18 protein-coding genes and 1 pseudogene are annotated in these 23,547 nt (G+C 71.1%); 8 read left to right on the top strand and 11 right to left on the bottom strand.

What is annotated here, in order from left to right:
• Positions 1-79: 79 nt before the first annotated feature.
• Together ABZW10_RS09020 and ABZW10_RS09015 are read left to right on the top strand one after the other, a co-directional pair.
• Positions 80-736: a TetR/AcrR family transcriptional regulator C-terminal domain-containing protein gene (locus ABZW10_RS09020; protein WP_355361915.1), complete on the top strand. Its 657-nt coding sequence runs from the start codon at positions 80-82 to the stop codon at positions 734-736.
• 116 nt (positions 737-852) lie between these two features.
• Positions 853-1,266, top strand: coding sequence for a hypothetical protein (locus ABZW10_RS09015; protein WP_355361913.1), 414 nt, complete (start codon positions 853-855; stop codon positions 1,264-1,266).
• 72 nt (positions 1,267-1,338) lie between these two features.
• Here ABZW10_RS09015 and ABZW10_RS09010 read toward each other — a convergent pair whose 3' ends face one another.
• On the bottom strand, positions 1,339-1,941 hold the full coding sequence (locus ABZW10_RS09010) for a hypothetical protein (RefSeq protein WP_355361911.1): 603 nt from the start codon (positions 1,939-1,941) through the stop codon (positions 1,339-1,341).
• 81 nt (positions 1,942-2,022) lie between these two features.
• Here ABZW10_RS09010 and ABZW10_RS09005 point away from each other — a divergent pair, with 81 nt between their 5' ends.
• The gene (locus tag ABZW10_RS09005; RefSeq protein ID WP_355361909.1) at positions 2,023-2,985 is read left to right on the top strand and encodes a DUF1152 domain-containing protein; all 963 of its coding nucleotides are present in this window, start codon (positions 2,023-2,025) and stop codon (positions 2,983-2,985) included.
• 7 nt (positions 2,986-2,992) lie between these two features.
• On the opposite strand, the gene ABZW10_RS09000 is transcribed toward ABZW10_RS09005, so the two are convergent.
• From ABZW10_RS09000 to ABZW10_RS08990, 3 genes are all read right to left on the bottom strand, one after another.
• On the bottom strand, positions 2,993-3,538 hold the full coding sequence (locus ABZW10_RS09000; protein WP_355361907.1) for a DUF1707 and FHA domain-containing protein: 546 nt from the start codon (positions 3,536-3,538) through the stop codon (positions 2,993-2,995).
• Positions 3,525-5,057, bottom strand: a complete 1,533-nt coding sequence (locus ABZW10_RS08995; RefSeq protein ID WP_355361905.1) for a hypothetical protein — start codon at positions 5,055-5,057, stop codon at positions 3,525-3,527. The genes ABZW10_RS09000 and ABZW10_RS08995 overlap by 14 nt, the downstream gene beginning before the upstream one ends.
• Before the next feature lie 83 nt (positions 5,058-5,140).
• On the bottom strand, positions 5,141-5,701 hold the full coding sequence (locus ABZW10_RS08990; protein WP_355361903.1) for a DUF1697 domain-containing protein: 561 nt from the start codon (positions 5,699-5,701) through the stop codon (positions 5,141-5,143).
• Positions 5,702-5,769: 68 nt separating this feature from the next.
• Between ABZW10_RS08990 and ABZW10_RS08985 the strand changes: the two genes are divergently transcribed.
• On the top strand, positions 5,770-6,240 hold the full coding sequence (locus tag ABZW10_RS08985) for a pyridoxamine 5'-phosphate oxidase family protein (RefSeq protein ID WP_355361901.1): 471 nt from the start codon (positions 5,770-5,772) through the stop codon (positions 6,238-6,240).
• A 60-nt stretch (positions 6,241-6,300) separates the two neighbouring features.
• Here the strand turns inward: ABZW10_RS08985 and ABZW10_RS08980 are convergent, their stop codons facing one another.
• A complete protein-coding gene (locus ABZW10_RS08980) occupies positions 6,301-6,657 on the bottom strand; it encodes an arsenate reductase family protein (RefSeq protein WP_355361899.1) in 357 nt (118 codons plus the stop codon).
• A 174-nt stretch (positions 6,658-6,831) separates the two neighbouring features.
• Between ABZW10_RS08980 and ABZW10_RS08975 the strand changes: the two genes are divergently transcribed.
• Positions 6,832-8,049, top strand: coding sequence for a cytochrome P450 (locus tag ABZW10_RS08975; RefSeq protein WP_355361897.1), 1,218 nt, complete (start codon positions 6,832-6,834; stop codon positions 8,047-8,049).
• 259 nt (positions 8,050-8,308) lie between these two features.
• Here the strand turns inward: ABZW10_RS08975 and ABZW10_RS08970 are convergent, their stop codons facing one another.
• Both ABZW10_RS08970 and ABZW10_RS08965 read right to left on the bottom strand, forming a co-directional pair.
• Complete coding sequence (locus tag ABZW10_RS08970) at positions 8,309-8,989, bottom strand: response regulator transcription factor (RefSeq protein ID WP_355361895.1); 681 nt, start codon at positions 8,987-8,989, stop codon at positions 8,309-8,311.
• Complete coding sequence (locus ABZW10_RS08965; RefSeq protein ID WP_355361893.1) at positions 8,986-10,221, bottom strand: histidine kinase; 1,236 nt, start codon at positions 10,219-10,221, stop codon at positions 8,986-8,988. Before ABZW10_RS08965 ends, ABZW10_RS08970 begins: the two co-directional genes overlap by 4 nt.
• Positions 10,222-10,493: 272 nt before the next feature.
• Between ABZW10_RS08965 and ABZW10_RS08960 the strand changes: the two genes are divergently transcribed.
• Both ABZW10_RS08960 and ABZW10_RS08955 read left to right on the top strand, forming a co-directional pair.
• A complete protein-coding gene (locus tag ABZW10_RS08960) occupies positions 10,494-11,228 on the top strand; it encodes an ABC transporter ATP-binding protein (RefSeq protein ID WP_355361891.1) in 735 nt (244 codons plus the stop codon).
• A 50-nt stretch (positions 11,229-11,278) separates the two neighbouring features.
• Positions 11,279-13,828 carry an FtsX-like permease family protein gene (locus tag ABZW10_RS08955; RefSeq protein ID WP_355361889.1) on the top strand — a complete coding sequence of 850 codons (2,550 nt, stop codon included), beginning with the start codon at positions 11,279-11,281 and terminating at the stop codon, positions 13,826-13,828.
• A gap of 440 nt (positions 13,829-14,268) precedes the next feature.
• Here the strand turns inward: ABZW10_RS08955 and ABZW10_RS08950 are convergent, their stop codons facing one another.
• From ABZW10_RS08950 to ABZW10_RS08935, 4 genes are all read right to left on the bottom strand, one after another.
• A complete protein-coding gene (locus ABZW10_RS08950; RefSeq protein WP_355361887.1) occupies positions 14,269-15,258 on the bottom strand; it encodes a hypothetical protein in 990 nt (329 codons plus the stop codon).
• 107 nt (positions 15,259-15,365) lie between these two features.
• On the bottom strand, positions 15,366-17,249 hold the full coding sequence (locus tag ABZW10_RS08945) for a DUF1998 domain-containing protein (RefSeq protein WP_355361885.1): 1,884 nt from the start codon (positions 17,247-17,249) through the stop codon (positions 15,366-15,368).
• A 4-nt stretch (positions 17,250-17,253) separates the two neighbouring features.
• Positions 17,254-20,412, bottom strand: coding sequence for a helicase-related protein (locus ABZW10_RS08940; protein WP_355361883.1), 3,159 nt, complete (start codon positions 20,410-20,412; stop codon positions 17,254-17,256).
• Positions 20,409-22,025 carry an NERD domain-containing protein gene (locus ABZW10_RS08935; protein ID WP_355361881.1) on the bottom strand — a complete coding sequence of 539 codons (1,617 nt, stop codon included), beginning with the start codon at positions 22,023-22,025 and terminating at the stop codon, positions 20,409-20,411. The genes ABZW10_RS08940 and ABZW10_RS08935 overlap by 4 nt, the downstream gene beginning before the upstream one ends.
• A gap of 149 nt (positions 22,026-22,174) precedes the next feature.
• Between ABZW10_RS08935 and ABZW10_RS08930 the strand changes: the two are divergent.
• A pseudogene (locus ABZW10_RS08930) lies at positions 22,175-23,341 on the top strand (sigma-70 family RNA polymerase sigma factor); the annotation flags it as partial.
• Positions 23,342-23,547 lie beyond the last annotated feature (206 nt).

The raw sequence follows: 23,547 nt of genomic DNA, 5'->3' as shown, positions 1-23,547 counted from the left end.
GCATCGGCTTAACGGTGTTAAATTGTCAATGCCGGACGTCTGCGTCGGGACGACGGCGCCACCTGGAGGGAAGTGCGACATGCCGCCGAAGCTGGACCGCGCCCAGGTGGTCGACACCGCCCTGCGCCTGCTCGACGAGACCGGGCTGGACGGGCTCACCCTGCGTCGGATCGCGACCGAGCTGGACGTCAAGGCGCCCGCGCTGTACTGGCACTTCGCCAACAAGCAGGCGCTGCTCGACGAGATGGCCACCGAGATGCTCCGCCGGATGTCCGCCGGGCCGCCCGCCGTCCCGGACACCTGGCAGGACGCCGTCGCCGGTACCTGCCGCGGCCTGCGCGCCGCGCTGCTCGGCTACCGGGACGGGGCCAAGGTCTTCAGCGGCACCCGGCTCACCGACTCCGGGCACGCCGGAGGGCAGCAGGCCCTGCTCGCCGTGCTGGGCCGGGCGGGCTTCGAACTCGCGGACGCCGTGCTGGCCTTCACCACCGCGTACGCGTTCACCGTCGGCTTCGTGATCGAGGAGCAGGCCGTCCATCCGATGCCGGGGGAGCGGGCACCCGGTTACGACCCGGACCGGCGGGCGGCGGGCATCGATCCCGAGCACGCCCTCGCCGCCGCCGCGAGCCGGGAGCTCTTCGGCGACTTCGAGCGGCGCTTCGAGCGCGGCCTGGCGATCGTCCTCGCCGGGATCGAGGCATCGCTGGTCGTGTCGTCAACTCCGGCCAACCCCTAGGGGTTTCCCCCTCGGGTTCGGTGGTGGCGACGGCCTCGGGCGTCCGGGGCGGGCCAGGGGCGGAGTACCGCCGCCGGGCGATGTCCGGCGGCCGGCACACGCCTACCGTCGGTGCCATGACCAGCGCGCCCACCTCTCCGCACCAGGACCACCGTCCGACCCGCCGCCCCGGCCGCCGCCGGGTGCCGGCCGTCCGCTCGGCCGCCCTCGCGCTCGGCGCCGTCGTCCTCCTCGGCGCCGGACTCACCGCCTGCAAGGGCGGCGTCGCGCTCTGCCTCGACGACAACAGCTGCGACGTCGCCGTCCGCACCGAGAACGCCGACTCCACGTACAGCGCCGAGGTGTTCGGCGGCGCCAAGACGCTCAATCTGACCGTCGGCCGGATCACCGACACCACGGCCGAGGTCAAGCTCGGCGACGAGACCAAGACCCTCACCGAGGGCACCGATACCGTCTTCGGCTCCGCGACGGTCAGCCTGCGCCACGCGAACGCGCGTGAGCACACCGCCGAACTCCACGTCGTCCGCTGACCCTTCCCGCGCCGGCCGGTCCGGCGCGGGAAGGTGCGCCGTGGAAGGCGTGCGGCGGAGGCCGTGCGGTGGCTACTCCGGCAGGCGGTTGAGCCAGCTGATCGGCGTGACCGCGATCGCCGTCTCCGGCGAGCCGTCCCACTCCACCGGCAGCCCGGCCGCCGCCAGCGCGGCGGCGACCTCGCGCCCGACCTCGGCCGTCCGCCGCACAGCCGCCTCGGTCGGCTCGCCGTCCACCTGGAACCCGCCGTACCGCAGCATCAGCGAACCACCCCCGGCGGCCCGTTCGGTGTCCTGCTGGTGGAAGAACACGAAGCCGCGCGAGCCCTCCTCGGCCTCGCCCCCGATCTCGGCGTAACCGCAGTTCGCGCAACAGGTGAAGTCCATCGCGGCGACGATGCCCAGCTCCTCCAGGGCGTCGAAGGCGGCCTCCAGCCGGTCGACGTCGGTCGTCTCCGGCCAGCCGGCCTGCTCCCGCAGACGCTCCTGCCACAGCGGAGCGACGATGCGCTCCGCCTCCTCCACCGTCAGCCCCTGGTCGTCGAGGTACTCGACCAGGGACTCGGCTATCTCGTCCGGTTCCTGGAAGCCGCACCGGATCAGCTCACGGGCCTGCTCCTCGGCGTCCCGCAGTACCTCGGCGGCAAGGGTGCTCTCCACGGTGTCCTGGTCCATGCCCGCATCCAAGCACCCACCACTGACAATTCGCCCCGCCGCCCACGGCCACGGCCGCGCCCACGGTGCTAGCGTCCCGTGGTGACCTCCCTCCTCCAGCCCCCGCTGATCACCCGCCTGCTCGCCGCCGAGCGCATCCTGATCGCCGGTGCGGGCGGCGGCTTCGACGTCTACGCGGGCCTGCCGCTCGCCCTCGCCCTGCGCGCGGCCGGCAAGGAGGTGCACCTCGCCAACCTCTCCTTCAGCGCGCTCGACGCCCTGCCCGCCGACCTCTGGCAGGAACCCGACCTGGCCCTCATCGGCCCCGACACCCCCGCCACCGAGGGCTACTTCCCGGAGCGGACGCTGGCCCGCTGGCTCCGGCTGCACGGCATGCCCGACGCCGTCTGGGCGTTCCCCAAAACGGGCGTCCGGCCGCTGCGCGCCGCCTACCGGGCCCTCACCGGCCGGCTCGGCATCGACGCCGTCCTGCTGGTCGACGGCGGGACCGACATCCTGATGCGCGGCGACGAGGCGGGCCTCGGCACGCCCGAGGAGGACATGGCCAGCCTCGCCGCCGTCGCCGGCCTCACCGAGGTCCCGGAGCGCCTGGTCGCCTGCCTCGGCTTCGGCATCGACGCCTACCACGGGGTCAACCACGCCCTGGTGCTGGAGAACCTCGCCGCCATCGACCGGGCCGGCGGTTACCTCGGCGCCTTCTCCGTACCGCGCGACAGCCGGGAGGGAGCCCTCTACCTGGACGCCGTCGAGCACGCCCGGGAGGCGTTCCCGCTGCACCCGAGCATCGTCCAGGGCTCGGTGGCGGCCGCGCTGCGCGGCGAGTTCGGCGACGTCCGGTTCACCTCCCGGACCAGCGGCAGCACCCTCTTCGTCAATCCGCTGATGACGCTCTACTTCGGCGTCACGGTGGAGGCCCTGGCCGCCGAGCACCGCTACCTCGACCGGATCGAACACACCGTCCTGATGCGGCAGATCAGCAGCGCCATCGGTGAGTTCCAGGACTCGCTGCCGTCCCAGCGGCCGCCCCGCCAGTTCCCGCACTGACGGTCGGTCAGGCGGCGGCGAGCCGGAACTCCAGGTTGCCGAACCGCACCTGGTCGCCCGGCCGCACCCGCACCCCGCCGACGATCCGGAACCCGTTGACGTGCGTGCCGTTGGTCGAGCCGAGGTCGTACAGCACCCAGCCGTCGCCCTCCCGGCGCAGCTCGGCGTGGTGCCGGGAGACGGACGCGTCGTTCAGCCGCAGCCCCGACCCGGGGATCCGGCCTATCGTCAACTGCCCGGAACCGGCCTCCGGGAGGCTCAGCCCGGGCAGCCGCTCGGCCCGCCAGGCCTCGCCCACCCGGACCCCGAACGCGGAGACCCGGCCGACCGCCCGCAGCACGAAGCGCCCCACCGGGTTGCCGGCCGGCAGGTCGGCCATCACCGCGTTCAACTCGGCGCGGCTGCCCGCGTGGAGGACGAGGTCCAGCCGCCCGAGAAAGGTGTCGTGCGACAGCCGGCCGTTCCCCGCGCCCTCCCGCAGGACCCCGAGGGCCCGTTCCCGCTCGGCCTCCGACGGCCGGACCACTCGGGTCCGGTTCTCACGCGACGTCATGGACCGATTCTCGGGCGCCCCCGCCCACCTGTCCAGATTCCCCGGACCGCCACTCCAGCGCGAGGCCGGCGCCCACCGTCAGCCGCCCGCGGTCCTTCCGCACCGCCGCCGCCGTACCGAACCCCGTCGTGCCGAAGCCCGTCGTGCCGAACCCCGCCGTGCCGAGCCGGAAGTGCTCCAGCCGCTCGGTCTTCGCCACGACCAGCTCCCACGGCCCGGCCTCCTCGGGCGGCACCGCGAGGTGGACGACCGCCGACGCGGGCTCGGCCGGGTCGTAGCCGTGACCGGCGAAGCGGACCAGCAGCAGTCGCACCGCCGCCCGTTCGGGCCGAGGCCGCGGCCCGGCGACGGGCTTCGGCGCCGCCCGCAGCCGGTCGGCCAGACGCTCTGCCCACTCCCCGGTCCGGCCGTCCCGGCGCCCCAGGGCGAGCTGCTCCGCGAACCAGCCCGCCCACGCGTCGCCGCCGCGCGCCACCCACCGTTCGATCAGGGCGCGCCCGCCCTCCTCGCCCTGCCGGGCCGCCGCGAGCAGGTCCGTCCCGGCGCCCTCGAAGATCCGGCAGAGCTCCAGGATCGTGCGGCGGGAGGCCGATCCCGGGAAACGGGCCATCCGGATCTCCAGCATCGCACAGTGCACGAGCGCCGCCGCCAGTCGGTGCGCCCCGCCCTCGCGGACGGTGAACGGCGGGCCGGGCGGCCGACCGCGCCGGTTCCGCCCCAGCCGCCCGAGCAGCCCCAGCCGCCCGAGCAGCCCCGGCCGCCCGGGCCGCCGCTCCACCGGTGTCGCGGCATCCGCCGCCCGCCCGGCCGCGGTCAGGTGCCAGTAGTGGTCCTCGACGGTCAGCGCGGCCCGGGCCGCCCGCAGCAGCCCGACCCCGGCCACCCGCAGGTCCACCCCGCCCGCGTCCGCCCGCCACTCCAGCGGACCCGTCACGGCCGGTCCGGCGTCGAACTCCGCGGTCGACACGTCGTCCAGCCGCAGGTACAGCCGCGGCGCAGGATGTCCGGTTGCCCCGTCCCCCTCGGGCAGTCCGCAGACGCGCGGCACCTCCACCTCCAGAGCCGCGCGCAGCCGCGTGCCGGACAGTTCCGCCTCCAGCCCCAGCAGGCGGGCGCGGGAGAGGTCGTATCCGTCCACGGCCGTCTCCGTCAGCGGCCCGGTCACCGGGAAGAGCGTCCCGTCGTACCCCCGGTAGGGGCTGTGGCCGTCCGGGGGCGGCGGGGGTACCAGGCCCTCGACCGGGTGCCCGGCCGCCGCCGACTGCTCCACCATCCACGCGTACCGCGCCTCGCCCAGCCCGGCCATCCACCGCAGCCCGGCCCGCGCGGCCCGCTCCCGGCGCAGCGAGGTCCGGCGGATCACGGTCGTGGACAGCGGGAAGGTGTTGTTGTCCCAGACGTCCGCGCAGCGCGCGACCGTCGCGCGGTCGAAGGTCCGGCCGTCGGCCGCCGCCTCCGCGATCCGGACGAACGAACGGTCGAGCAGCGCGACGTAGGCGTCCAGCGCGGAACGGGCCAACGGGGCCTCCGAGTGGTCGTGGGCGGGGGACGGGCCTTCCGCGTGGCTCGGGCCTTCCGCGTGGCTCGGGCCTTCCGAGAGGTTCAGGCCTTCCGCGCGGCGGCGAGGATCTTGACCGTGGTGTGCAGGAACCGCGAGGTCGCCGAGCCCCGGTAGGACTTCCCGAAGAGCGCACCGCTGGTGACCCACTTGCCGTCCTTCAGGTGCACCACGACGTACGCGGTGTCGGGGTCGGCGCCGATCACCTCGTAGTCACCCTTCGGCGAGGTGTACGGGATCGGGAAATCGGCCGGCAGCGGCTCGGAGAGGAAGTTCACCGTGAGCCGCACGTCCGGCGTCACCTCGACGTCCGCGAACGGCTCCGCGTCCAGTACCGCCTGGACCTCGTCCACCGTGCGCAGCAGCACCGGCACCGGGTAGCCCAGCTGCTCCTCCAGGTGGCGCTCGATCCGCCCAGTCAGCGCGGCCCGGTCCGCCGCGTCGGTGGCGTCGGCGGTGAAGAAGACGTTGCCGCTCTGGATGTAGGAGCCGACCCGCTCCAGGCCGAGCTCGCCGAACAGCGCACGCAGCCGTTCCATCCTGACGGTCCGGCCGCCGACGTTCACGGCCCGCAGGAAGGCGATGTAGGTGGTGGTAGTGGTCACCCGGCCAGTGTGGCACCGGGCACCGACACCGGACGGCGGTTGTCGGTGCCCGGTGCCACACTGGCGCCATGGCTACCTGGCAGGATTTCGAGCACGAGGCACCGGACCTGGCCCCCGCCGTACGGGCCCGCTTCGAGGCCAACAAGCACCACGTCCTGGCGACGCTCCGCGAGGACGGCTCGCCCCGGGTGAGCGGCACCGAGGTGGACTTCATCGGGGCCGACGTCATGCTCGGGTCGATGCTCGGCGCGGTCAAGGCGCTGGACCTGCGCCGCGACGCCCGCTTCGCGCTGCACAGCAACCCGAGCGACCCGACGCTGGCTGAGGGCGATTCCAAGCTGTCCGGCCGGGCCGTCGAACTCACCGACGCGACGGACATCGCCGCCTACGAGGCCGAGCTGCCCGAGCCGCCGCCCGGCCCGTACCACGCCTTCCGGCTGGAGCTGGAGCAGGTCGTGCACACCACCGTCGAGGACGATGCGGTGCGGATCAGCTCCTGGCGCCCGGGCGAGCCGGTGCGGCGGTTCGAACGCCGCTGACGGCCGTCCCGCCGCCCGGTCACGTTCTCCGGCCGCGCCGCCCGGTCGCTCGTCCACTCCTCAGGGCATGACGGACTTGAGGGCCTCGGGGGTGCGGGCGACCACGGCGTGCCCGTCGTCGGCGGTGATGATCGGGCGCTGGATCAGGATCGGGTGCTCGGCCATCGCCGCGAGCCAGCGTGCCCGGTCACCGGCCTCCCGGCCCCACTGCTTCATGCCGAGGTCCTTGGCCACCTGCTCGTCGGCCCGGGTGATGTCCCACGGCTCCAGGCCCAGCCGCTCCAGCACCTGCTCCAGTTCGGCGACGCTCGGCGGGTCCTCCAGGTAGCGCCGCACGGTGAACGTGACGCCGGCGCCGTTCAGCTCGTTCAGCGCGGTGCGGCACTTCCCGCAACGGGGGTTGATCCAGATCTCCATCCCGCCAGCCTACCGACCGTCCCCGCCCCGAGGCCCGTCCCGCGTCGCCGGCCCGGCCCTGTCCAGGGCCCCCGCCGGACCTCCCCGGACCCCCTGGCGACCTCCCCCGGGAACTCCGCTCCGCCCAGCAACAGTTGTCCGTCCGGGAGTTGGATCTACGGAGGGGAAGACCGGATGGACGGCGCGTCGATCATCGAGCAGCTCATGACCACCGAGGGGCGCCTCGACCCCTACCCGCTCTACGCGCGGGCGCACGAACTCGGGGAGGCCGCCCCGGCCGGCCCCGGGGCGGTGCTGGTGGTCGGACACGCCGCCGCCAACCAGGTGCTGCGCAACCCCGCCTTCGCCCGGGAGGAAACCGGCACCCCCTCCGACGACCGCGCGGAACTGTTCGCCCATCCCTCCGTCGCGCTGTTCGGCCGCTCGATCCTCGAGCGCGACGCCCCCGACCACGGCCGGGTCCGCTCGCTCATCGCCTCGGCCTTCAACGCCCGCCGGGTGGCCGCGCTGCGGCCGGCGATCGAGGCCACGGTGGAGCGGCTGCTCGACGAACTGGCCGACCGGGGCGCCGGCGGCTCGCCCGTCGACTTCATGGACGCCTTCGCCTTCCGCCTCCCGGTCGAGGTGATCTGCGAACTGCTCGGCATCCCCGCCGCCGACCGCCACCGCTTCCGCGGCCTCGCCTCGGACCTCACCATCGCCCTGGAACTCATCCAGGACCTCGGCGAACTGGCCGCCGCCGATGTCGCGGCCATTGAACTGTCGGCCTACTTCGAGGAGTTGACCGCCGAGCGGCTGGCCCGCCCGACCGGCGACCTGGTCAGCGACCTGGCCCGGATCGCCGCCGACTCCCCGGACCGGATCTCCGGCGAGGAACTGCTGAGCAACCTCGCCCTCCTCCTGGTGGCGGGCTTCGAGACCACCACCAACCTCCTCGGCAACGGCCTCGCCCTGCTCTTCCGCCACCCGGAGGCCGCCGAGGGCCTGCGCACCGGCGCGTTCGACCCCTCGCTCTTCGTCGACGAGGTGCTGCGCTACGACTCCCCGGTCCAGCTGACCTCCCGGATCTCCACCGCGCCCGACCTCACGGTGGCCGGAGTGCCCGCCCCGACCGGCACCGTGGTCCTCACCCTGCTGGGCGCCGCCAACCACGACCCGGCCCGCTATCCCCGCCCGGACCGTTTCGACCCCACCCGCACCGACAGCCAGCCGCTCAGCTTCGGCGGCGGACCGCACTTCTGCCTCGGCAGCCAACTCGCCCGCCTGGAGGGCGAGATCGCGGTACCCGCCCTGCTCGACCGCTTCCCCCGCCTCGCCCCCGCCGGCATCCCCACCCGCCGCGACCGCCTCGTCCTGCGCGGCTACGAGACCCTCCCGATCACGGTCCGCTGACCCGCTCCCGGGGCGGGCCGCCCGGCCGCCTCCGCCGCCCAGGCCGGCTGCTACCCGGCGCCACCGGCCGGGACGGCGCGAGGACGGCGCCTGGCCCCGGAGCGGAGGCCGGAAGACCGATGAAGATCTTGGTGTGAGCCTGGCCACCGGACGAGTTCCTGCCGGCCCGCGGGTGGACCGCGAGTGCGGGATCGGCCGGGAAGTGCGCCCCACTGGGTGGCGAATCCCGAGGGACCACGGCGGAAGCGAGAGGGCCGATTCACCGGTGGTTCATGAGGCCGCTCTCGTAGGCGGCGATGACGAGCTGGGCTCGGTCCCGGGCGCCGAGCTTGGCGAGGAGTCTGCTGACGTGGAACTTGACGGTGGAGTGCGACAGGTGCAGTTCGTCGGCGATCTCCGTGTTGGACATGCCATTCGCGATCAGGACGAGAACCTCGCGCTCCCGGTCGGTGATCTCGTCGAGGCGGCGGTTCGCTCCGACCGCCACCTGGGGGCGCCTGGTGAACTCGGCCACCAGTTTCCGGGTCACGCGGGGCGAGAGCAGAGCCTCGCCGTCCGCGATGACGCCGATGGCCGCGAGGAGGTCTTCCGGTGGGGTGTCCTTCAGCAGGAAGCCGCTGGCGCCCGCGTGGAGCGCGGTGAACACATAACGGTCGAGGTCGAAGGTGGTGAGGATCAGTATCCGCACCGGTGGTGGGTCTTCGCCGCCGAGCAGTCGCCGGGTGGCCTCGATCCCGTCCATCCCGGGCATCTGGATGTCCATCAGGGCGACGTCGGGCCGTTCCCGTCGGATGACCTCGACCGCCTCGGCTCCGTCGCCGGCCTCGCCGACCACCGTGAGGCCCGGCGTGGTGTCGACGAGCACTCGGAAGCCGGCGCGGACGAGGGCCTGGTCGTCGCAGATCACCACCCGCACGTCCCCGCTCACGTCCCCGCTCACGCCGGTTCCCCGGTGGGGAACCGGGCCCAGACGCGGAAGCCGCCGAGCGGAAGGTGGCCGGCGGCGAAGTCGCCGCCGGAGAGCGCGACCCGTTCTCGCATGCCGATCAGGCCGTGACCGACATGGCCGCCAGGGCTGTCGGGCGCGACGGCGGGGCCGGGTCGGCCGGGTCGGCCGGACAGACCGGCGCAGTCGCGGCCCTCGTCGGTCACCTCGATCTCGATGCCGTCCGGGTGGTAGCTGACCTGGGCGCGGGCGGTCGCAGAGTGCTTGACGGAGTTGGTCAGCGCCTCCTGAACTATCCGGTAGCCGGCCAGGTCGATCGACGGCGGGAGCTGCCGGGCGGCGCCTCTGATCCGCAGCTCGACCTGGAGCCCGGTGCGGCCGGTCTGCTCGATCAGGGAGGGGAGGTCGCTCAGGCCGGGTTTCGCCAGGTCCGAGGCGGCCGCCGTGTCGTCGGCGGGTGGCTCCTCCCGCAGCACGTCGAGCAGGGCCCGCATCTCGCGCAGAGCCGTGCGGCTGACCGTCTCGATCGCGGTCAGCGCCTTGGCGGCCTCGTCGGGGTGTCCGGTGATGACGTGGCGGCCGACGCCGGCCTGCACGGCTATCACGCTCATGCTGTGGGCCATCACGTCGTGCAACTCGCGGGCGATGCGCAGACGTTCCTCGATGACCGTCCGCTGCGCCTCCTCGATGCGGGCCTGCGCCTGGCGTTCCGCCTGGGCCCGCAGCCCGGCGTCGTGGGCGCGCTGTGACCTGATCATCATGCCGGCCGCCCAGAAGGCCACGATCGGCGCGCTCTGTCCCAACCACATCGCGGCCCACGCGTTGTCGAAGAGCATCGAGCTGCTGCCCATCGCCATGCCGACGCCGACGACGGCCTCGGCGAGCACCAGGCCGACCAGGGCCCGGTACCGTGCCTGCGAGAGCGCGAACTGGTAGAGGCAGAACGCGACCGCCAGCGACGGGAACTTGACGAACCCGTAGGCCGCCATCGTGGCGTACGTCGCCAGCGACACCCCGAGGGCCAGCCGGGGCCACAGCCGTTTGGCCGCCACCGCGCAGGCCAGCAAGGTCAACAGCGCGTACCAGCCCCGGAGCGAGAGTCCGGCGGTGGCGAGCTGGGCGTCGGTGGGACGCCCCCACAGCAGGAGCGCGATGCCGACCGCGACGTCGAGCCCGACGAGTTGGACGCGGGTCAGCCGTTTGGTGAGCGGGGGCCGAAGGTGCACGTCCTGACACTATGCGCGGGCGCGTGGGCGGGTCATCCGTCCGCGGTCGCATCTTCGGACCTGTACCTCCGACCAGGCGCGCACACGGTGTCCGGGTCCGGGGCCCGGACACCGGCTCCGTGCCGTGGCCTGATCCGGCGGACCGACCGCGACCGCCATCGTGGAAAGCCATCCGATACCTGACGATCTTCGAAGGATGGAGCATCCGCATGACTCTCGACCGAGCACCCGCTCCGGATCAGGCACCGGGTTCCGGCCGGGCACCGGCTCCCGTGTCCGAGCCCGCTGCCCGCGGCGAGAAGATCACCAGGATCCACGGCACGGGCGACGCGAAGGTCACAGCGCTGGACGCCGTCGACGTCGAGATCGAGGGCGGCGCGTTCACCGCGATCATGGGCCCGTCCGGTTCGGGCAAGTCGACCCTGATGCACTGTCTGGCGGGCCTGGACTCAGTGGACGGCGGCCGGATCTGGATCGACGACATCGAGCTCACCGCGCTGCGCGAGCGCGAACTCACCGAGCTGCGCCGCGACCGGATCGGCTTCATCTTCCAGTCGTTCAACCTCATCCCGGCCTTGTCCGCCCTGGAGAACATCACCCTGCCCATGGCGATCGCGGGCCGCACGCCCGACCGGGCCTGGCTCAACGAGATCCTGGTGACCTTCGGCCTGACGGACCGGCTGCGCCACCGGCCCTCGGAACTGTCCGGCGGGCAGCAGCAGCGGGTCGCCTGTGCTCGCGCCCTCGCGGGCCAGCCGGAGATCGTGTTCGCCGACGAGCCCACGGGGAACCTGGACTCCCAGGCCGGGACCGAGGTGCTGCGGCTGCTGCGCCGGAGCGTGGACGAGCTCGAACAGACCGTCGTCATGGTGACCCACGACCCGACCGCCGCGTCCTTCGCCGACCGCGTGGTCTTCCTCGCCGACGGCCGGGTGGCCGGCGAGCTGCGGTCCCCGACCGCTGAGGCCGTCCTGCAGCGGATGCGCCGAGGCGGGGGGCACCGCTGATGCTGAAGGTGGCGCTGCGCGGCATCTTCGCGCACAAAGGACGACTTGCGATGTCCTGCCTTGCCGTGGTGCTCTCGGTGGCCTTCGTCACCGGCACGATGATCTTCACCGGCACGATCAACGGCGCCTTGGACGACGCCGCGGCGGCGAGCGCCCCGGACGTCACCGTTACTGCCCCGCTGCCGGCGGGCACGGGGCCGGCCGAGGTCGGCGACGCGGTGCAGCGGGCCGTGGTCGGCGAGGGCGGCACACTGCCGGACGCCGACTCCCTGGTCGGGAAGGTGCGCGCCGTGCCGGGCGTGGCGGCGGCGTACCCCGACGTCACGGTCGACACCGCGACGCTGACCGACTCGCAGGGCAAGGCGATCGACGCGGCCGGCGGGATGTCCGGCATCGGCGCCAAGAGCAGCATCCCCGTACTGGCAGGCAACTGGTTCGACTCCGACCGGTCGCCGGTGAGGCTCGCCGGCGGCCGTGCCCCGCAGGGCCCTGGCGAGGCCGTGCTCGACCGCATCTCGGCCGACCGCGCCCACGTGCGGATCGGGGACACGATCCGGGTGGTCGCCGTCCCCGGCACGTTCGAGGTCAGGGTCACCGGCATCGCCGACTTCAAGGCCGCCAGCCAGGGCAACACCCGCATCTACGTCGACACCGCCACCGCCCGGCAGCAGCTGCTCGGCAAGCCCGGCGCGGCCACCTCGATCCGGGTGGACGCCGCCGCCGGTGTGACGCCCGCCGATCTCCGTCGCAGCCTGGCTGCCGCCCTGGGCGGCGCGGTCCAGGTCCAGGCCAAGGATCCGACCGCCGTGAGTCCGGACAACGGGGCCGGTCAGACCACTGACTTCCTCGGCACGGTGATGATGGGCTTCGCGGTGGTGGCCGTCCTGGTCGGCGTGCTCCTCATCTTCAACACGTTCTCGATGCTGGTCGGGGCCCGGACCCGCGAGCTCGGCCTGCTGCGTGCGATCGGCGCGAGCCGCCGGCAGGTGAACCGGTCCGTCCTGCTCGAAGCCCTGGTTCTCGGCCTCGTGGGCTCCACCCTCGGCATCGGCACCGGGATCGGGCTGGCCGTCGGGCTGCACGCGGCTATGGCCTCCTTCGGCCTCGACCTGGGCTCGACCTCGCTGGTCGTCGGGCCCGCTGCCGTGCTCGTCGGCTACGCCGTCGGCACCGTGGCCACGCTGGCCGCCGGGGTGATCCCCGCGCGGCGCGCGGGACGCATCCCGCCGATGGCCGCTCTCCGCGAGGCGGCCGCGCCGAGCACCCGGCCCGGTCGGGGCCGCACGCTGACCGGCGCGGCGCTGCTGCTGGCCGGGGCCGGTCTGCTGATCGCGGGCCATGCCGCGACGGTGCCGGGCATGTTCCTGACCTTGCTCGCCTTCTTCCCGCTCGGGCCCGCTCTTGTCTGCGGCGTCGTCCCGGTCCTGACGGCTGCCTTCCCGCGGCTCTTCGGGCCGATCGGCGCGATCGCTGTCGGGAACACGCTGCGCAACCCGCGCCGCACTGCCGCCACCTCGGCCGCGCTGATGATCGGTATCTGCGTGGCGACGGCGATGGCCGTCTCGGCGGCCTCCGCCTCGGACTCCATGGCGGCTCGCACCGACCGGATGCTCGGCGCGGACTTCATCATCAGCGGACAGCACTCGCAGGCGCAGTTCGGACCCGAGGCCGTCGCGGCGGCGCGGCGCGTACCGGGAATCGGCGGGGTCGTCAGGGAGCGGATCACCAAGGCCACACTCACCGCGGGATCGACCACGCTGTCCACCACCGTCTACGGCGACGAGCCCGGTTTCCCCACCGCGATGCACGAGACCTACACGGCGGGCGATCCGCAAGCCGCGCTCACCCACGGCCAGATCGTCCTCGTGGACGCCATGGCCGAGCGACTCGGCGTCGGCATCGGCGACCAGGTCACCCTCGCCGGACCGGGCAGCCCCCCGGTGACCCTGACGATCGGCGCCGTTCAACGCCAAGAACCGCCCGGCATGTCGATGGGCCGGGTACGACTCGCGCCCAGCGTCGGATTCGACGTCCTGTCCGCCCTGGCTCCCACCGCCTCCGACACCACCCTGTTCGCCTTCGCGGCCCGCGGCGCGGACCCGGCAGCGGTCGGGAAGGCGCTCACCACGGCGCTGGCCGGGTATCCGCAGCTGGCCGTGCAGGACCGGGCGGCCTACAAGGCATCCGTCCGAAGCAGCGCCGACCAGATGCTCTCGATGGCGTACGGGCTCCTGGCCCTCGCGGTCGTCATCGCGGTGCTGGGCGTGGCCAACACGATGGCCATGTCGGTCGGGGAACGGACGCGCGAGATCGGCATGCTGCGCGCGGTCGGCGCCTCACGCCGCGAAGTCCGCCGTATGGTCCGCTTGGAGTCGGTCGTGATCACTGCTTTGGGGGCTCTGTCAGGAGTGTCGCTCGGCATCGCTTGGGGGATCGCCCTCCATCGCATGGCGGGTGAGGGTCAGACCATCCTGTCAGTGCCCTGGATCACCCTCGCGGAACTGGCGGCGGCTGCCGTGATCGCCGGCGTCCTCGCCGCGCTGACCCCGGCTGCGCGGGCGGCTCGCCTCGACATCCTGTCCGCGCTGGCCGCGGACTAGAAACGCGCTGCGTTCCTGCTCGGCGAAGACCGCGCGGAACGGCTCGAACCCGGGCAGCGTCTCGGTGTCCGCGTAGACCCGGAACCTTTCGGTGCCGGAGACGGCCCCGGTCCAAGCCGCTGCGGATGGCGCCGGGAAGCGGCTGAGCGGCCTCCTGGGCTTCCTGCGAGTCGACAGGCCAGCGTTTCCGCAGGTCAGCGAGGTGCTGACCTGCGGAAACGATGAGAGGCCGAACCGCGTTTCCGCAGGTCGGAGAGCCCTTTAGAGGTCGTAGTTCTGATCGAACATGCCCCAGGCCCGGCCCTCATGGGTGCGGAAATATGGACAGCATGGAAGATCATTTCACAACCAGTGCACACTCGGAGCGTTTGACGACGAGACGCGGTGAGAAACGTCGAGCGGAAGCAGAGAGGTTGTCGCACTGTAGGGAGCGAGTCCTGTCAGCCGTGGTGGCGTGTCAGCAGGGCGTCGGGGATCGCTGCCGTGATGGGGGGCTCGTGAGTTCCTCGATGGATGAAGTGCAGATCCTCGCGGGCTCGGGTGCAGAGCACGAGGAAGCGGAGGCGTGCCTCGACTCCGGTCGGGTCCTCGGTGTAGCCGTCCAGGTCGGGGACGAAGACGCTGTCGAACTCCAGGCCCTTCATGCTTGCCGTGCTGACGATCCGGATGGGACGGGTCGAGAAGTCCATGGCGTCCCGGTAACGGTCGTCGAAGACGTACGCCTGGGTCATCTTCGCGAGCCCGCGGGAGGCCAGCCCGCCCTGGATCTCTCGGATCATCTGGACTGACCTGCAGATGATCCCGATGCTCCGGTCCTGATGGGCGTTGAAGTACTGGACGATTCCGGTGAGGAGACCGTCGAGGGACGGAACCCGCATGACGACGGGCACGCTGCCGGAACGCGTTGGCAACGGCGGCCCGGTTCGGCTGTCCACGTGGAACTCCGATGCCAGCAGGGCGATCTCACGGCTGCTCCGGTGGTCCTGCCGCAGTTCCATCGGAGCGGCCGGCACACCGAGTGTTCGACAGACCTCGGACAGTGCCATCTCCTCCGCACCGATGCGCTGGTTCTCGTCCGCGAAGACCGTGACATCGACACCGAGGACGCGGCAGAGGCGGTAGAAGCCGAGCGGCAGGTTCTGGCCCTCGTCGACGACGAGATGCGTTGTCATCCCTACGCCCCGCAGCACGCAGCTCCGCTGCATCTCGACCCAGTCGTAGCGCCGCTCGTCCTCGGCGGACCGTGGCGGTTCGCTTTCGAAGTTCTCCCGCCACAAGGCGTTGAGCCACCGGGCGCAAGTGGTCACGCGTGGCGTCCCGGTCAGCTCCGGGGCCAACTGCGCGATGTACTGGTGCAGCAGGTTGTAGCGGGTGAGGAGGACGACCTCTCGGCCTGCCGTGGCCAGCGCCCACGCACGGTAGACGGCCATCACGGTCTTTCCTCCGCCAGGAGGACCGGTCACGACATGGTTTCCCCGGAACGGTAGTCCGACCACCGCCCTCTGGTCGTCCCTGAGTTCCAGCAGCGAAGGGAACCTCATGCCCCTTCCACCGCCTCGGCCGACTCCAACAGGGCCGCTTGCAGCACCTCCTGAAAGAAGCCGGGAACCTCGTTGCCGCCGATCAGGAGTGTCCGGTCCAGGAGGGAGTTGTCGATCTCGCAGCAGGTCTCCGGGAGCAAGGTGCAGGCGTGGCACGCCGCGCGGTTCAGGTTGGCCAGCGACCGGCCCGTCGAGTCGGCGCACAGCGGATCCTGCGAACACCACTGGGCCGATTCGAGCAGGCGGATCAACGTCTCCCTCAGATACGGTGGCCGACCCTGACGGACGAGCCCGCCGAGGGTCCCCTCGGTGTCCCCGGCGGCCGTGTAGATGAACACGCCGGCCTGTGGCGGGTACGTGCTGTCCGTGGGGTGGCTCCGGGCGTAGACGCGTTCTCGCAGGGATGCCGCGTTGTAGCCGCTGTCGTAGGACAGCTGACGGATGAAGTGGTGGGCCAGCGTGTGCAGCATGACGAAGCGCGGGAGCAGCACCGGCCCCGACTTGTCCCTCAGCCGGTCGACCTTGAATGAGGTGGTCAGATCCCGCTCGATCCGTTGGGTCCAGAGGCGGACCGGTTCGAGTCGCTCCCAGTCGGTCAGGCGCTCTTCGTCCAGGGATACGAAGATCCCCTCGCCGTAGGTCTCGACCGCGGGCAGCCACTTCGCCCGCTTCGCGGTGTCGACCGAGACGAGTCGACCACCCTCGTCGCTGTCGCCGGAGCTGGGTTCGTAGCGGGAGAAGCCTTCGAGTGCTCGGACCTCGCGCACCCTGTCCGCCACGACGACGGAGGCGACCCTTCGATCCAGCTCCTGCATCGAATGTGGGGCGGTGCCGGCGATGTCGAGACGCGTCCGGCGCACGGAGAACGTCTTCGACTCGGGCACGGACTCCGGATCGGAGAACGCCGCCCACTCGGCGATGCTGAGGTGCTCGTCCGAGCCGAACGGCGAGGACGGGGCGCCCTGCTCGGAGGCGCGGAGCGCGATCTCTTCGACGAGTTCCTCGGAAACCCCGCACTCGTCGGCGATGATGGCCCGGAAGTTGTCGGCGATCGGACTGCCGTAGCGGTCCCGATAGTCGGGCCAGAGGCGGTTGTCGAGGACCAGCTGGGTCGCGGGGTCCTGCTCCGACGGGCCGCTCGGGGCCGGGATGTCGATCGCGGAGTGGACGACCGGGAAGTAGACGTTGGCCGCACCGCGCTGTACTGCCTGAGGGGTCTCCTCACAGGATTCCGGCTCGTCGGCGTCGTACTGCCAGGGATGGGTTCCCGGGCAGTTCATCCCCAACTTCCGCAGGACGTTCTTGTGGCTGATCCCCGAGAGATCCCGCCGGGCGTGGCAGGTCTCGCATACGACGTGCAGGGCCTCGAGGCCGGACGATTCGGGGGTGGCGAGGAACCGGAGCCGATTGGACCGGCACTGTCGTTGATCGTGCCCCTCACTCGCCGAATGAGCCCAGCGGACCCAGGGGATGTCCGCCAGGTGACCGGCCCGACAGACCTGGATGAAACGCATGGGCGCCAGTTTCGGCCTGCCCGGGCAGCGCCCGCAGGTGGGAGCCCGGTCCTTTTCCTCGAGCGAGGTCTTCCAGAACGCCATCGTCCGGCAGAGGGGGCAGAAGAGCCACTTCGGGAAGCGCACGTACGTTGGCCCGTTGCGGCTGGTGTAGGCCGCCTTTCCCGACGGGATGACGGGAGCCGAACGGAAGTCTTCCACGCGCAATTTCGCCGCGAGCCGGGGAGACTCCACCCGTACGGCGGTCTTGGACCAACTGCGGATGTCCGCGGCCACGAACGATTCGCCTCGGAGGTCGATGATCCCGCCGACCCCGAACGGAACGATGGTCTGTGTCCTGCGGACCTTGCGACGGATGTCCTTCACGGCTTCACGCCCCCCTGACGACGACAAGGCAGTCGCGGTCGACATTGCGCATCGATTGGGCCGTCTCCCACAGGCCCTCCTGCTTGCCGAAGTCGGTCAGGAGGGAACTGAACGTGCGGCCCTGGGGACGGTAGTACAGTCGCCCACCTTCGCCCCGTGCATTCTCGGCCGCCTGCTGCCACTCGTCGATCCGCTCGTCCAGGCGCTTCGCCGTGTCCTCGGCCTCGTCCGGGTCGGCAAGCCGCACGTGGTCGACGATGAGATCCCGGATCCGGGCGACCTCGTCCATGTGCTCCAGGATCTCCCCGGCCCTGTTCTCGGCGGAGAGCCCGATCCCGTGGCGCACGAGGATGGTGAGCACGGCGTGCAGGGCGCGATCCCGGGACGGGAGCGACCACGGGGTGACGCTGGTGGGTTCGACGTGCCGGTAGAGCGAGCGGTGATAGACGCCGAATGACTCGTAGTGGGACCGGTCGCGAGGCTTGGTCGATCGGAACAACGTGACGATCAGTCCCGGTACGTCGCGTCGGCCCACACGACTGGTGGCCTGGATGTACTCGGAAGTCGTCTTGGGCTGCCCGTTCATGAGCATCAGGCCGAGCCGGGGAACGTCGACACCGACCGACAGCATGTTGGTGGTGGCGAGGAAGGAGACACTGCCCTGTTCCCCGAACCGCCTTCCCAGCCGATCGAGCAGCCGGGGTTGATCGGCTCGCGGGACGTTGCTGGTGAGTTCGACCACCGAGTCGTCGTCCAGCCGGCGGCGTCGGGATTCGTCCTTGGTCAGGTGCTCCAGCCGGGCCGGGATGTCGTCCCTCGCGATCGTGACGGTCCGGCCGAGTTCCCTGAGGCTGTTGTGGTAGGCCACCATGGTCCAGTAGGCGTCCCGCCGCGCCTCGTCGTCTCCCAGGTCCATCGGCGCCTGGAGGCCGGCGGCGCCCACGTGGACGGTCGATGTGGAGGCGGTGTGGCCCTGGGCCATCACGCCGACGTACAAACGTCCCGGCTTCTCCTCGTCGGGCGAGGCGAAGTAGGAGCGACCTGCCTCGAGACCCGCAGGCGGGAACAACTGCACGGGACGACCGTAGAGGCTTCGGATCTGGTCCTGCGAGCGTCGGATCGTCGCCGTGGACGCGATGACCTTCGGCGTCGTGCCCTGCCATGAGCAGAGTTCGAGGACGGCGGATTCGTACAGGCCGACCGTGGTGCCCAGGGGACCCGCCAGCAGGTGCAGCTCGTCCTGGATCACCAGCGACGGTGCCCGTCTGCCGTCCTTGCCGAAGAGGTTGCCGGCTTCGGACTCCCAAGCCAGGCGCGCGAACTTGTCCACGGTGCCGAGTACGAAGGTCGGCGGTTCCCGATAGATCTGCTCGTCCACCACGGCGACGGGCAACCGGTGGTGGAAGACGCACGTCGGCCGCGGACAGAAGAACCAGGTTTCGCCTCCGTTCGCGTGGATGCCGAAGTCGTGGCCCTGACCGCTGCGTTCGGGGACGATCTCGGTGCCGCACCAGGGGCAGCGCTCCAGCAGGAACCGGTCGTCCGGCTCGGGCGACTGCTTCAGGGCGTCGAGTTCCTGCTCGGCGGCGGAGATCCTGTTCGGTGTCGTCTCCTGGCCGACCCAGAGCCCGATACTGATGGGTTCCTGCCCGAGGTCGTGGCGAAGCTCACCGTCGTGCCCGGCTCTGATGTACTCCAGTGCACAGATCGCGGTCGCCGTGCGCTGGAACTGCTGCGTGGTCAACAGGCTGAGCGTGTACCGGCTCAGGACCGCCGTGCCGCCGCCCGCGATGCCGTACTGGAGCCGGCGGCGGAGGATCTCGAAACAGGCGGTGAGCAGATAGGCCTCGGTCTTCCCACCACCGGTCGGGAACCAGATGAGGTCGACCGTCCGCCGGTCCTCGTGTTCCGGGATCATCAGGCTCTCGACCACGAGCAGGAAGTAGGCGAGCTGGAACGGGTGCCAGGCGTATTCGGTGGGAGGCTCGGTGAGCTCGACCACCTCGCTGTTCCTGCGCCTGCGGCTGCCCGCCAGCTCGGGACGGCTGTGGAGCATCTGGAGCGCCATGGCCCGGTTGGCCAGGCGGAAGGCAGCCCGCGCCCGCTCCCCGGTGGGTGTCGACGAGGTGAGCGCGGCCACTCCGGAGGCCATCCGGTCGAGCGCTGCGCCGATCCGGCCCAGCAGACGCCCGGCGGGAGCGGCGGCCCACCGCGGCAGGGACTCGGCCTCGGACTGCTGGGTCTCGAACCACTTGCGGTACCCGAGGACGAACGAGTTCAGCCCGTCCCGCAGATCCTCGACCGTGAGCTCGGGATTCGACAGGTACGCGAGGTTGAGGACCGGCAGGTTCCGGGGTCCGTCGGGCTTGATGTGGGCGACGACCTGTTCCGGCATGACCTCCGTGCGCAGGGCGGCCACCGGACCGGAGCTGTCGTCCCACACGACGGCACATCCGTGGCCCACGGCACGGGTGATGATGTGCCGGTACTGGACGCGCAGCTCCTGCTCCTCCTCGTCCCGGCTGTTGAGGCGGGTGCTCGGGTACTCGAGCACGGTGCCGTCGCTCGTGGTGGCACGGAGCGAGACCTGGAAGAGCATCAGCTCCCGGTCCTTGTGACGGCTCTCGTCCTCCTTGTGCGCGTTGGACAGGACGCAGGTGACGAGGTGCCCGGCGCCGAAGCTTCGCCAGCGGACGTGGAGCAGGCCGTGTCCCTCCAGGCAGGGGACCGGAGAGTCGGATCCGAGCTCCACGGTCAGGGGAGTCGACAACCGCGGCTGTCGCTCCCAACTGCGTCGCCCGCCCTCGCGGAGCGTCAGGTAGCGCGAGGCCTCGCAGACGACCTCGATTCGACGGGCGTCGGTGAAGAAGGAGAAGCCGAGGGAAGAGGGGAGCCAGGCGTTGGCCTCGGCGACCGGATCGTCGGCGAAGCCGTCCTCCTCGCCGGACCCTGCCTCGGACTCGTCGAAGCTCTCCTCGCCCTCGGACAGCGCGTGTTCGAGCATGGAGGAACCGCGCGGGTACAGCGTGCCCATCAGGTAGCGGCGGTCCGGCGGATCGACGAGGTGTTCCTCCTCCTCGGGCCCGGGACCGACCAGTTGACGGCGGAGGTAGGAGACGTAGGCGTCCCGGTGCGCGGAGAGCGACTGCTCGGTGTCGGTCACTTCGGTGTTCCCGTTCGCGTGATCACGGCCATTCCCAGGTCGCCCAGCGCCTTCCTGACGCCTGGTCGGCACGCGACCCAGAGCTGGGCGCGAGCCCTGGTGCAGGCGACGTAGAGCGCGTCGAGCCGGCCGTTCAGGTGCTGGGGCTCGAGGTCGATGAGACAGACGACGTGGTTCTCGTGTCCCTTGAAGTCGGCGACGGACGACCAGGTGAGCCTGCGCCTGGTACGAGCCGAGCCGACCACGTCGGTGAAGCGTTCGATCTTGGACACGCGCTGCGAGAAGCGGGCGGAGCTCGACTCCCAGTCGCCTGCGACGGACAACAGTGTGATGTCCTGCGGGGACACCTCCTGCTGCAACAGGTCGTTCACATAGGCATCGAGCTGCGCGGCCTCGTCCCGGACGTCTTGGACGTTCCGGAAGAGGGGAGGTTCCCCTTCACCGGCCGAGGCGACACCCAGATCTGCGCCCGTGTACGTCTGGACCTCCCTGACGATCTGCACGGTGTTGCGGCAGTTGCGCTTCATCGGCCCGTACACCGTGCCCATGCCGCGCAGGTAGTCCCATGCCTCGGGGTCGAAGGTCGTCGGGGCGAGCACCTGGTTGTTCTGGTCCAGCATGAAGGTCCATCGGCCCTGTTCGAGCCCGCCCGCCGACAGGTCGTCCAGGACGCCGAGCCTGTCGAAGGTCATCAGGTCCTGAGCCTCGTCGACGATCAGGTGGTCGAAGACCTGACCCTGGACCTCCGCCAGCCTATCGAACGGCAGGACGGTGACCGGGTGGTCGGAGAGGATCCGGGCCAGGTGGGTGGTCAGGGTGGGGCTCACGGCGGTGAAGAGGACGCTGCCAGTGGCGGAACTGCGTCGCGCGGCCTCGACAGCCAGGAAGGTCTTGCCGGTGCCGGCGCCTCCGGTCCAGACGAGGCGGCGGTTCGACGCCAGCTCGTCGAGTCTGTCGAACTGTTCCTCGGTGAGGCGCTCGAAGGCCACGTCAAGGTCCGTCAGCCGGGCGCGCAGGTTCGGTACGAGGTCGAAGTCCGGGCGGACCGCCTTGAGCATCTTGTCGCGCAGCGCCGCCGGTACGTCGGTCTCCGCCCACCAGTTGCGTGTGCGCCAGAAGCGGGTGGCCCGCGCGATGCCCTCGGCCAGCCCGCGGCCGCCGCCGTAGGCCTTGCTGCCCAGGTACTGCTCGGGCTCGAACTCGGTGGTCCGGTCGAGGTCGACGTCCGGCGTGATCACCAGGTATCCGCTCGGGACCTTCAGCGTGCGCAGATCGCCGACCCGCTCGCCGAGCTGCCGCTCGAACGCGTGCATGCCCCCGCTCGCTTGGGCGAAGGGGCTCTCGCCGGGGCGCTCGTCGGTGCCGGACGGCCCGTAGTACCACTTGCCGTCCCGCTGGCAGACGCGGCCGCCCTTGACCTCGATGAAGAGCAGCAGTTCCGGCATGATGACGACGAAGTCGATCTCGCCGACGCGTTTGCGGGCGTGCCGTGGAAGGTGGACCGAGTGCAGGGCGACGCTCCGGGCGTCAGGCATGGCCTTGAGTGCCGTGAAGACGCTGCGCTCCGCCCGGCTCTGCGTGCTGTTCGAGATCTCGCTCGGGATGATCCGCATCAATTCTCCCCACCCTTACCGACAGATCTTCAACATACCGAATGCCGGCTTCCGGCTCTCGAGTGCGGGCCGTGGCGATCAGTCGCTGGCAGTAGTGGCCGGTTAAGTGATGAACTACGGGCAGATATCGGCGAGCAGGCGAGGCGATCATGGTGAACGGTGGTGCATGCGATGAGCGCCTGCACGGCATCGACCGGGACTTCCTCGTCGGTCTGATCGGTCGGTTCGAGGCGGAAGGGGTGGACGCCAGGTCCGCGTTGGCACAGGTGGTGAGGGCCGCGCGACTCGACGAGGAACAGGCCGTCGACCTGTGGCATTCGGTCCTCAGGAGCAGAGTGGACTCCTCCTCCGACGAGGGGGAGGGGTGCGGGTCCGGGCCTGCCGACCGGTCCGAAGCGGTGTTCGTCGAGGACATGGGGGACGCCGCCTCGCGCGGCCCCGATGACGACGAGGAGGCTCCGGACCTCGACCGCCTCCGGGGTACGGTGCGTATCGACGACCTGGAAGCGGCACGCCGCCTGGCCCGGGTCGTGCTCCGCGTCGATCGAAGGCGGCCGGCTCCGGACGCGTATCTGTTGAGCGCGGAGGAGGAGGTGGGACTCTCCCTTCTCTTCCGCGACGGCATCGCGGCGGAGGAAGAACTGCTGGAGGGCTACGTCGCTTCTCTCGCACGCGACGGCGAGCCGTATCAGGCCTTCTCCGCGATGGTCGTCCACAACCGCCGGTTGGTCGTGAGTACCGCGCATTCGCTGGGATACCGGGCGGATCACCCCGACTACGACGATCTTCTGCAGCACGGCATGATCGGTCTGATGCGGGCCGTGGAGAAGTTCGACATCTCCGTCGGGTGCAAGTTCTCGACCTACGCCACCTGGTGGATCCGGCAGCGCATCACTCGCGCGGTGGCCGACGAAGGGTCGGCCATCCGGCTTCCGGTCCACATATGGACCGAGATCGACAAACTCCGGCGGAGAGAGCGGGAGTTCCTCGAGCGAGGAGCCCGACCGACCGCCCTCGATCTCTCGCTCGCATGTGACCTGTCCCTGGAGAAGGTGACCGAGTACCTGCGGCTCGGTCGACGGAGGGTCTTCTCGATGGACCAGCCCGCGGGTGACGGCGTGACACTCGGACAGTTGATGGTCGTCGACACGGCATCGGTCCCGGGGCCGGAGCACGCGCTCTGGTCGCGGTTCCAACGCCAGGAGCTCCTGCAGTGGTTCGAGGACGGCGGACTGGCGGAACGGGACCGCGAAGTGCTGTTCCTGAGATTCGGATTCGTCGACGGCCGGCAGTGGACCCTGGACGACATCGGCAAGCGCTTCGATGTCACACGCGAACGCATTCGGCAGATCGAGAGCAGGGCGCTGAAGGACCTCGGGATTCTGCTCGGCCTGCTGCCGGACAACGCCGCTTCCGAGCGGCGGCGGTCGAAGGCGGCCGTGAAGCGTGCGGCCCTCGATCGGGCCGCACGCGGCGGAGCAGCGGGGCGCCGCGGCACGCTCGGCAAAGCGGAAACAACGCA

The sequence above is a fragment of the Kitasatospora sp. NPDC004723 genome, from assembly GCF_040609255.1.
Classification (GTDB): Bacteria; Actinomycetota; Actinomycetes; order Streptomycetales; family Streptomycetaceae; genus Kitasatospora.
The sequence above is the reverse complement of the archived record's forward strand: the minus strand, read 5'-3'. Positions and strand labels throughout refer to the sequence as shown.

Excerpts from the sequence above, each read along its gene's own strand:
- ABZW10_RS08935 (WP_355361881.1), bottom strand. The coding sequence starts at position 22,025 with ATGCGGATCATCCCGAGCGAGATCTCGAACAGCACGCAGAGCCGGGCG.
- ABZW10_RS09015 (WP_355361913.1), top strand. The coding sequence starts at position 853 with ATGACCAGCGCGCCCACCTCTCCGCACCAGGACCACCGTCCGACCCGC.
- ABZW10_RS09020 (WP_355361915.1), top strand. The coding sequence starts at position 80 with ATGCCGCCGAAGCTGGACCGCGCCCAGGTGGTCGACACCGCCCTGCGC.
- ABZW10_RS08955 (WP_355361889.1), top strand. The coding sequence starts at position 11,279 with ATGTCCTGCCTTGCCGTGGTGCTCTCGGTGGCCTTCGTCACCGGCACG.
- ABZW10_RS09000 (WP_355361907.1), bottom strand. The coding sequence starts at position 3,538 with ATGACGTCGCGTGAGAACCGGACCCGAGTGGTCCGGCCGTCGGAGGCC.
- ABZW10_RS08985 (WP_355361901.1), top strand. The coding sequence starts at position 5,770 with ATGGCTACCTGGCAGGATTTCGAGCACGAGGCACCGGACCTGGCCCCC.
- ABZW10_RS09010 (WP_355361911.1), bottom strand. The coding sequence starts at position 1,941 with ATGGACCAGGACACCGTGGAGAGCACCCTTGCCGCCGAGGTACTGCGG.
- ABZW10_RS08950 (WP_355361887.1), bottom strand. The coding sequence starts at position 15,258 with ATGGCCGTCTACCGTGCGTGGGCGCTGGCCACGGCAGGCCGAGAGGTC.
- ABZW10_RS08975 (WP_355361897.1), top strand. The coding sequence starts at position 6,832 with ATGGACGGCGCGTCGATCATCGAGCAGCTCATGACCACCGAGGGGCGC.
- ABZW10_RS08980 (WP_355361899.1), bottom strand. The coding sequence starts at position 6,657 with ATGGAGATCTGGATCAACCCCCGTTGCGGGAAGTGCCGCACCGCGCTG.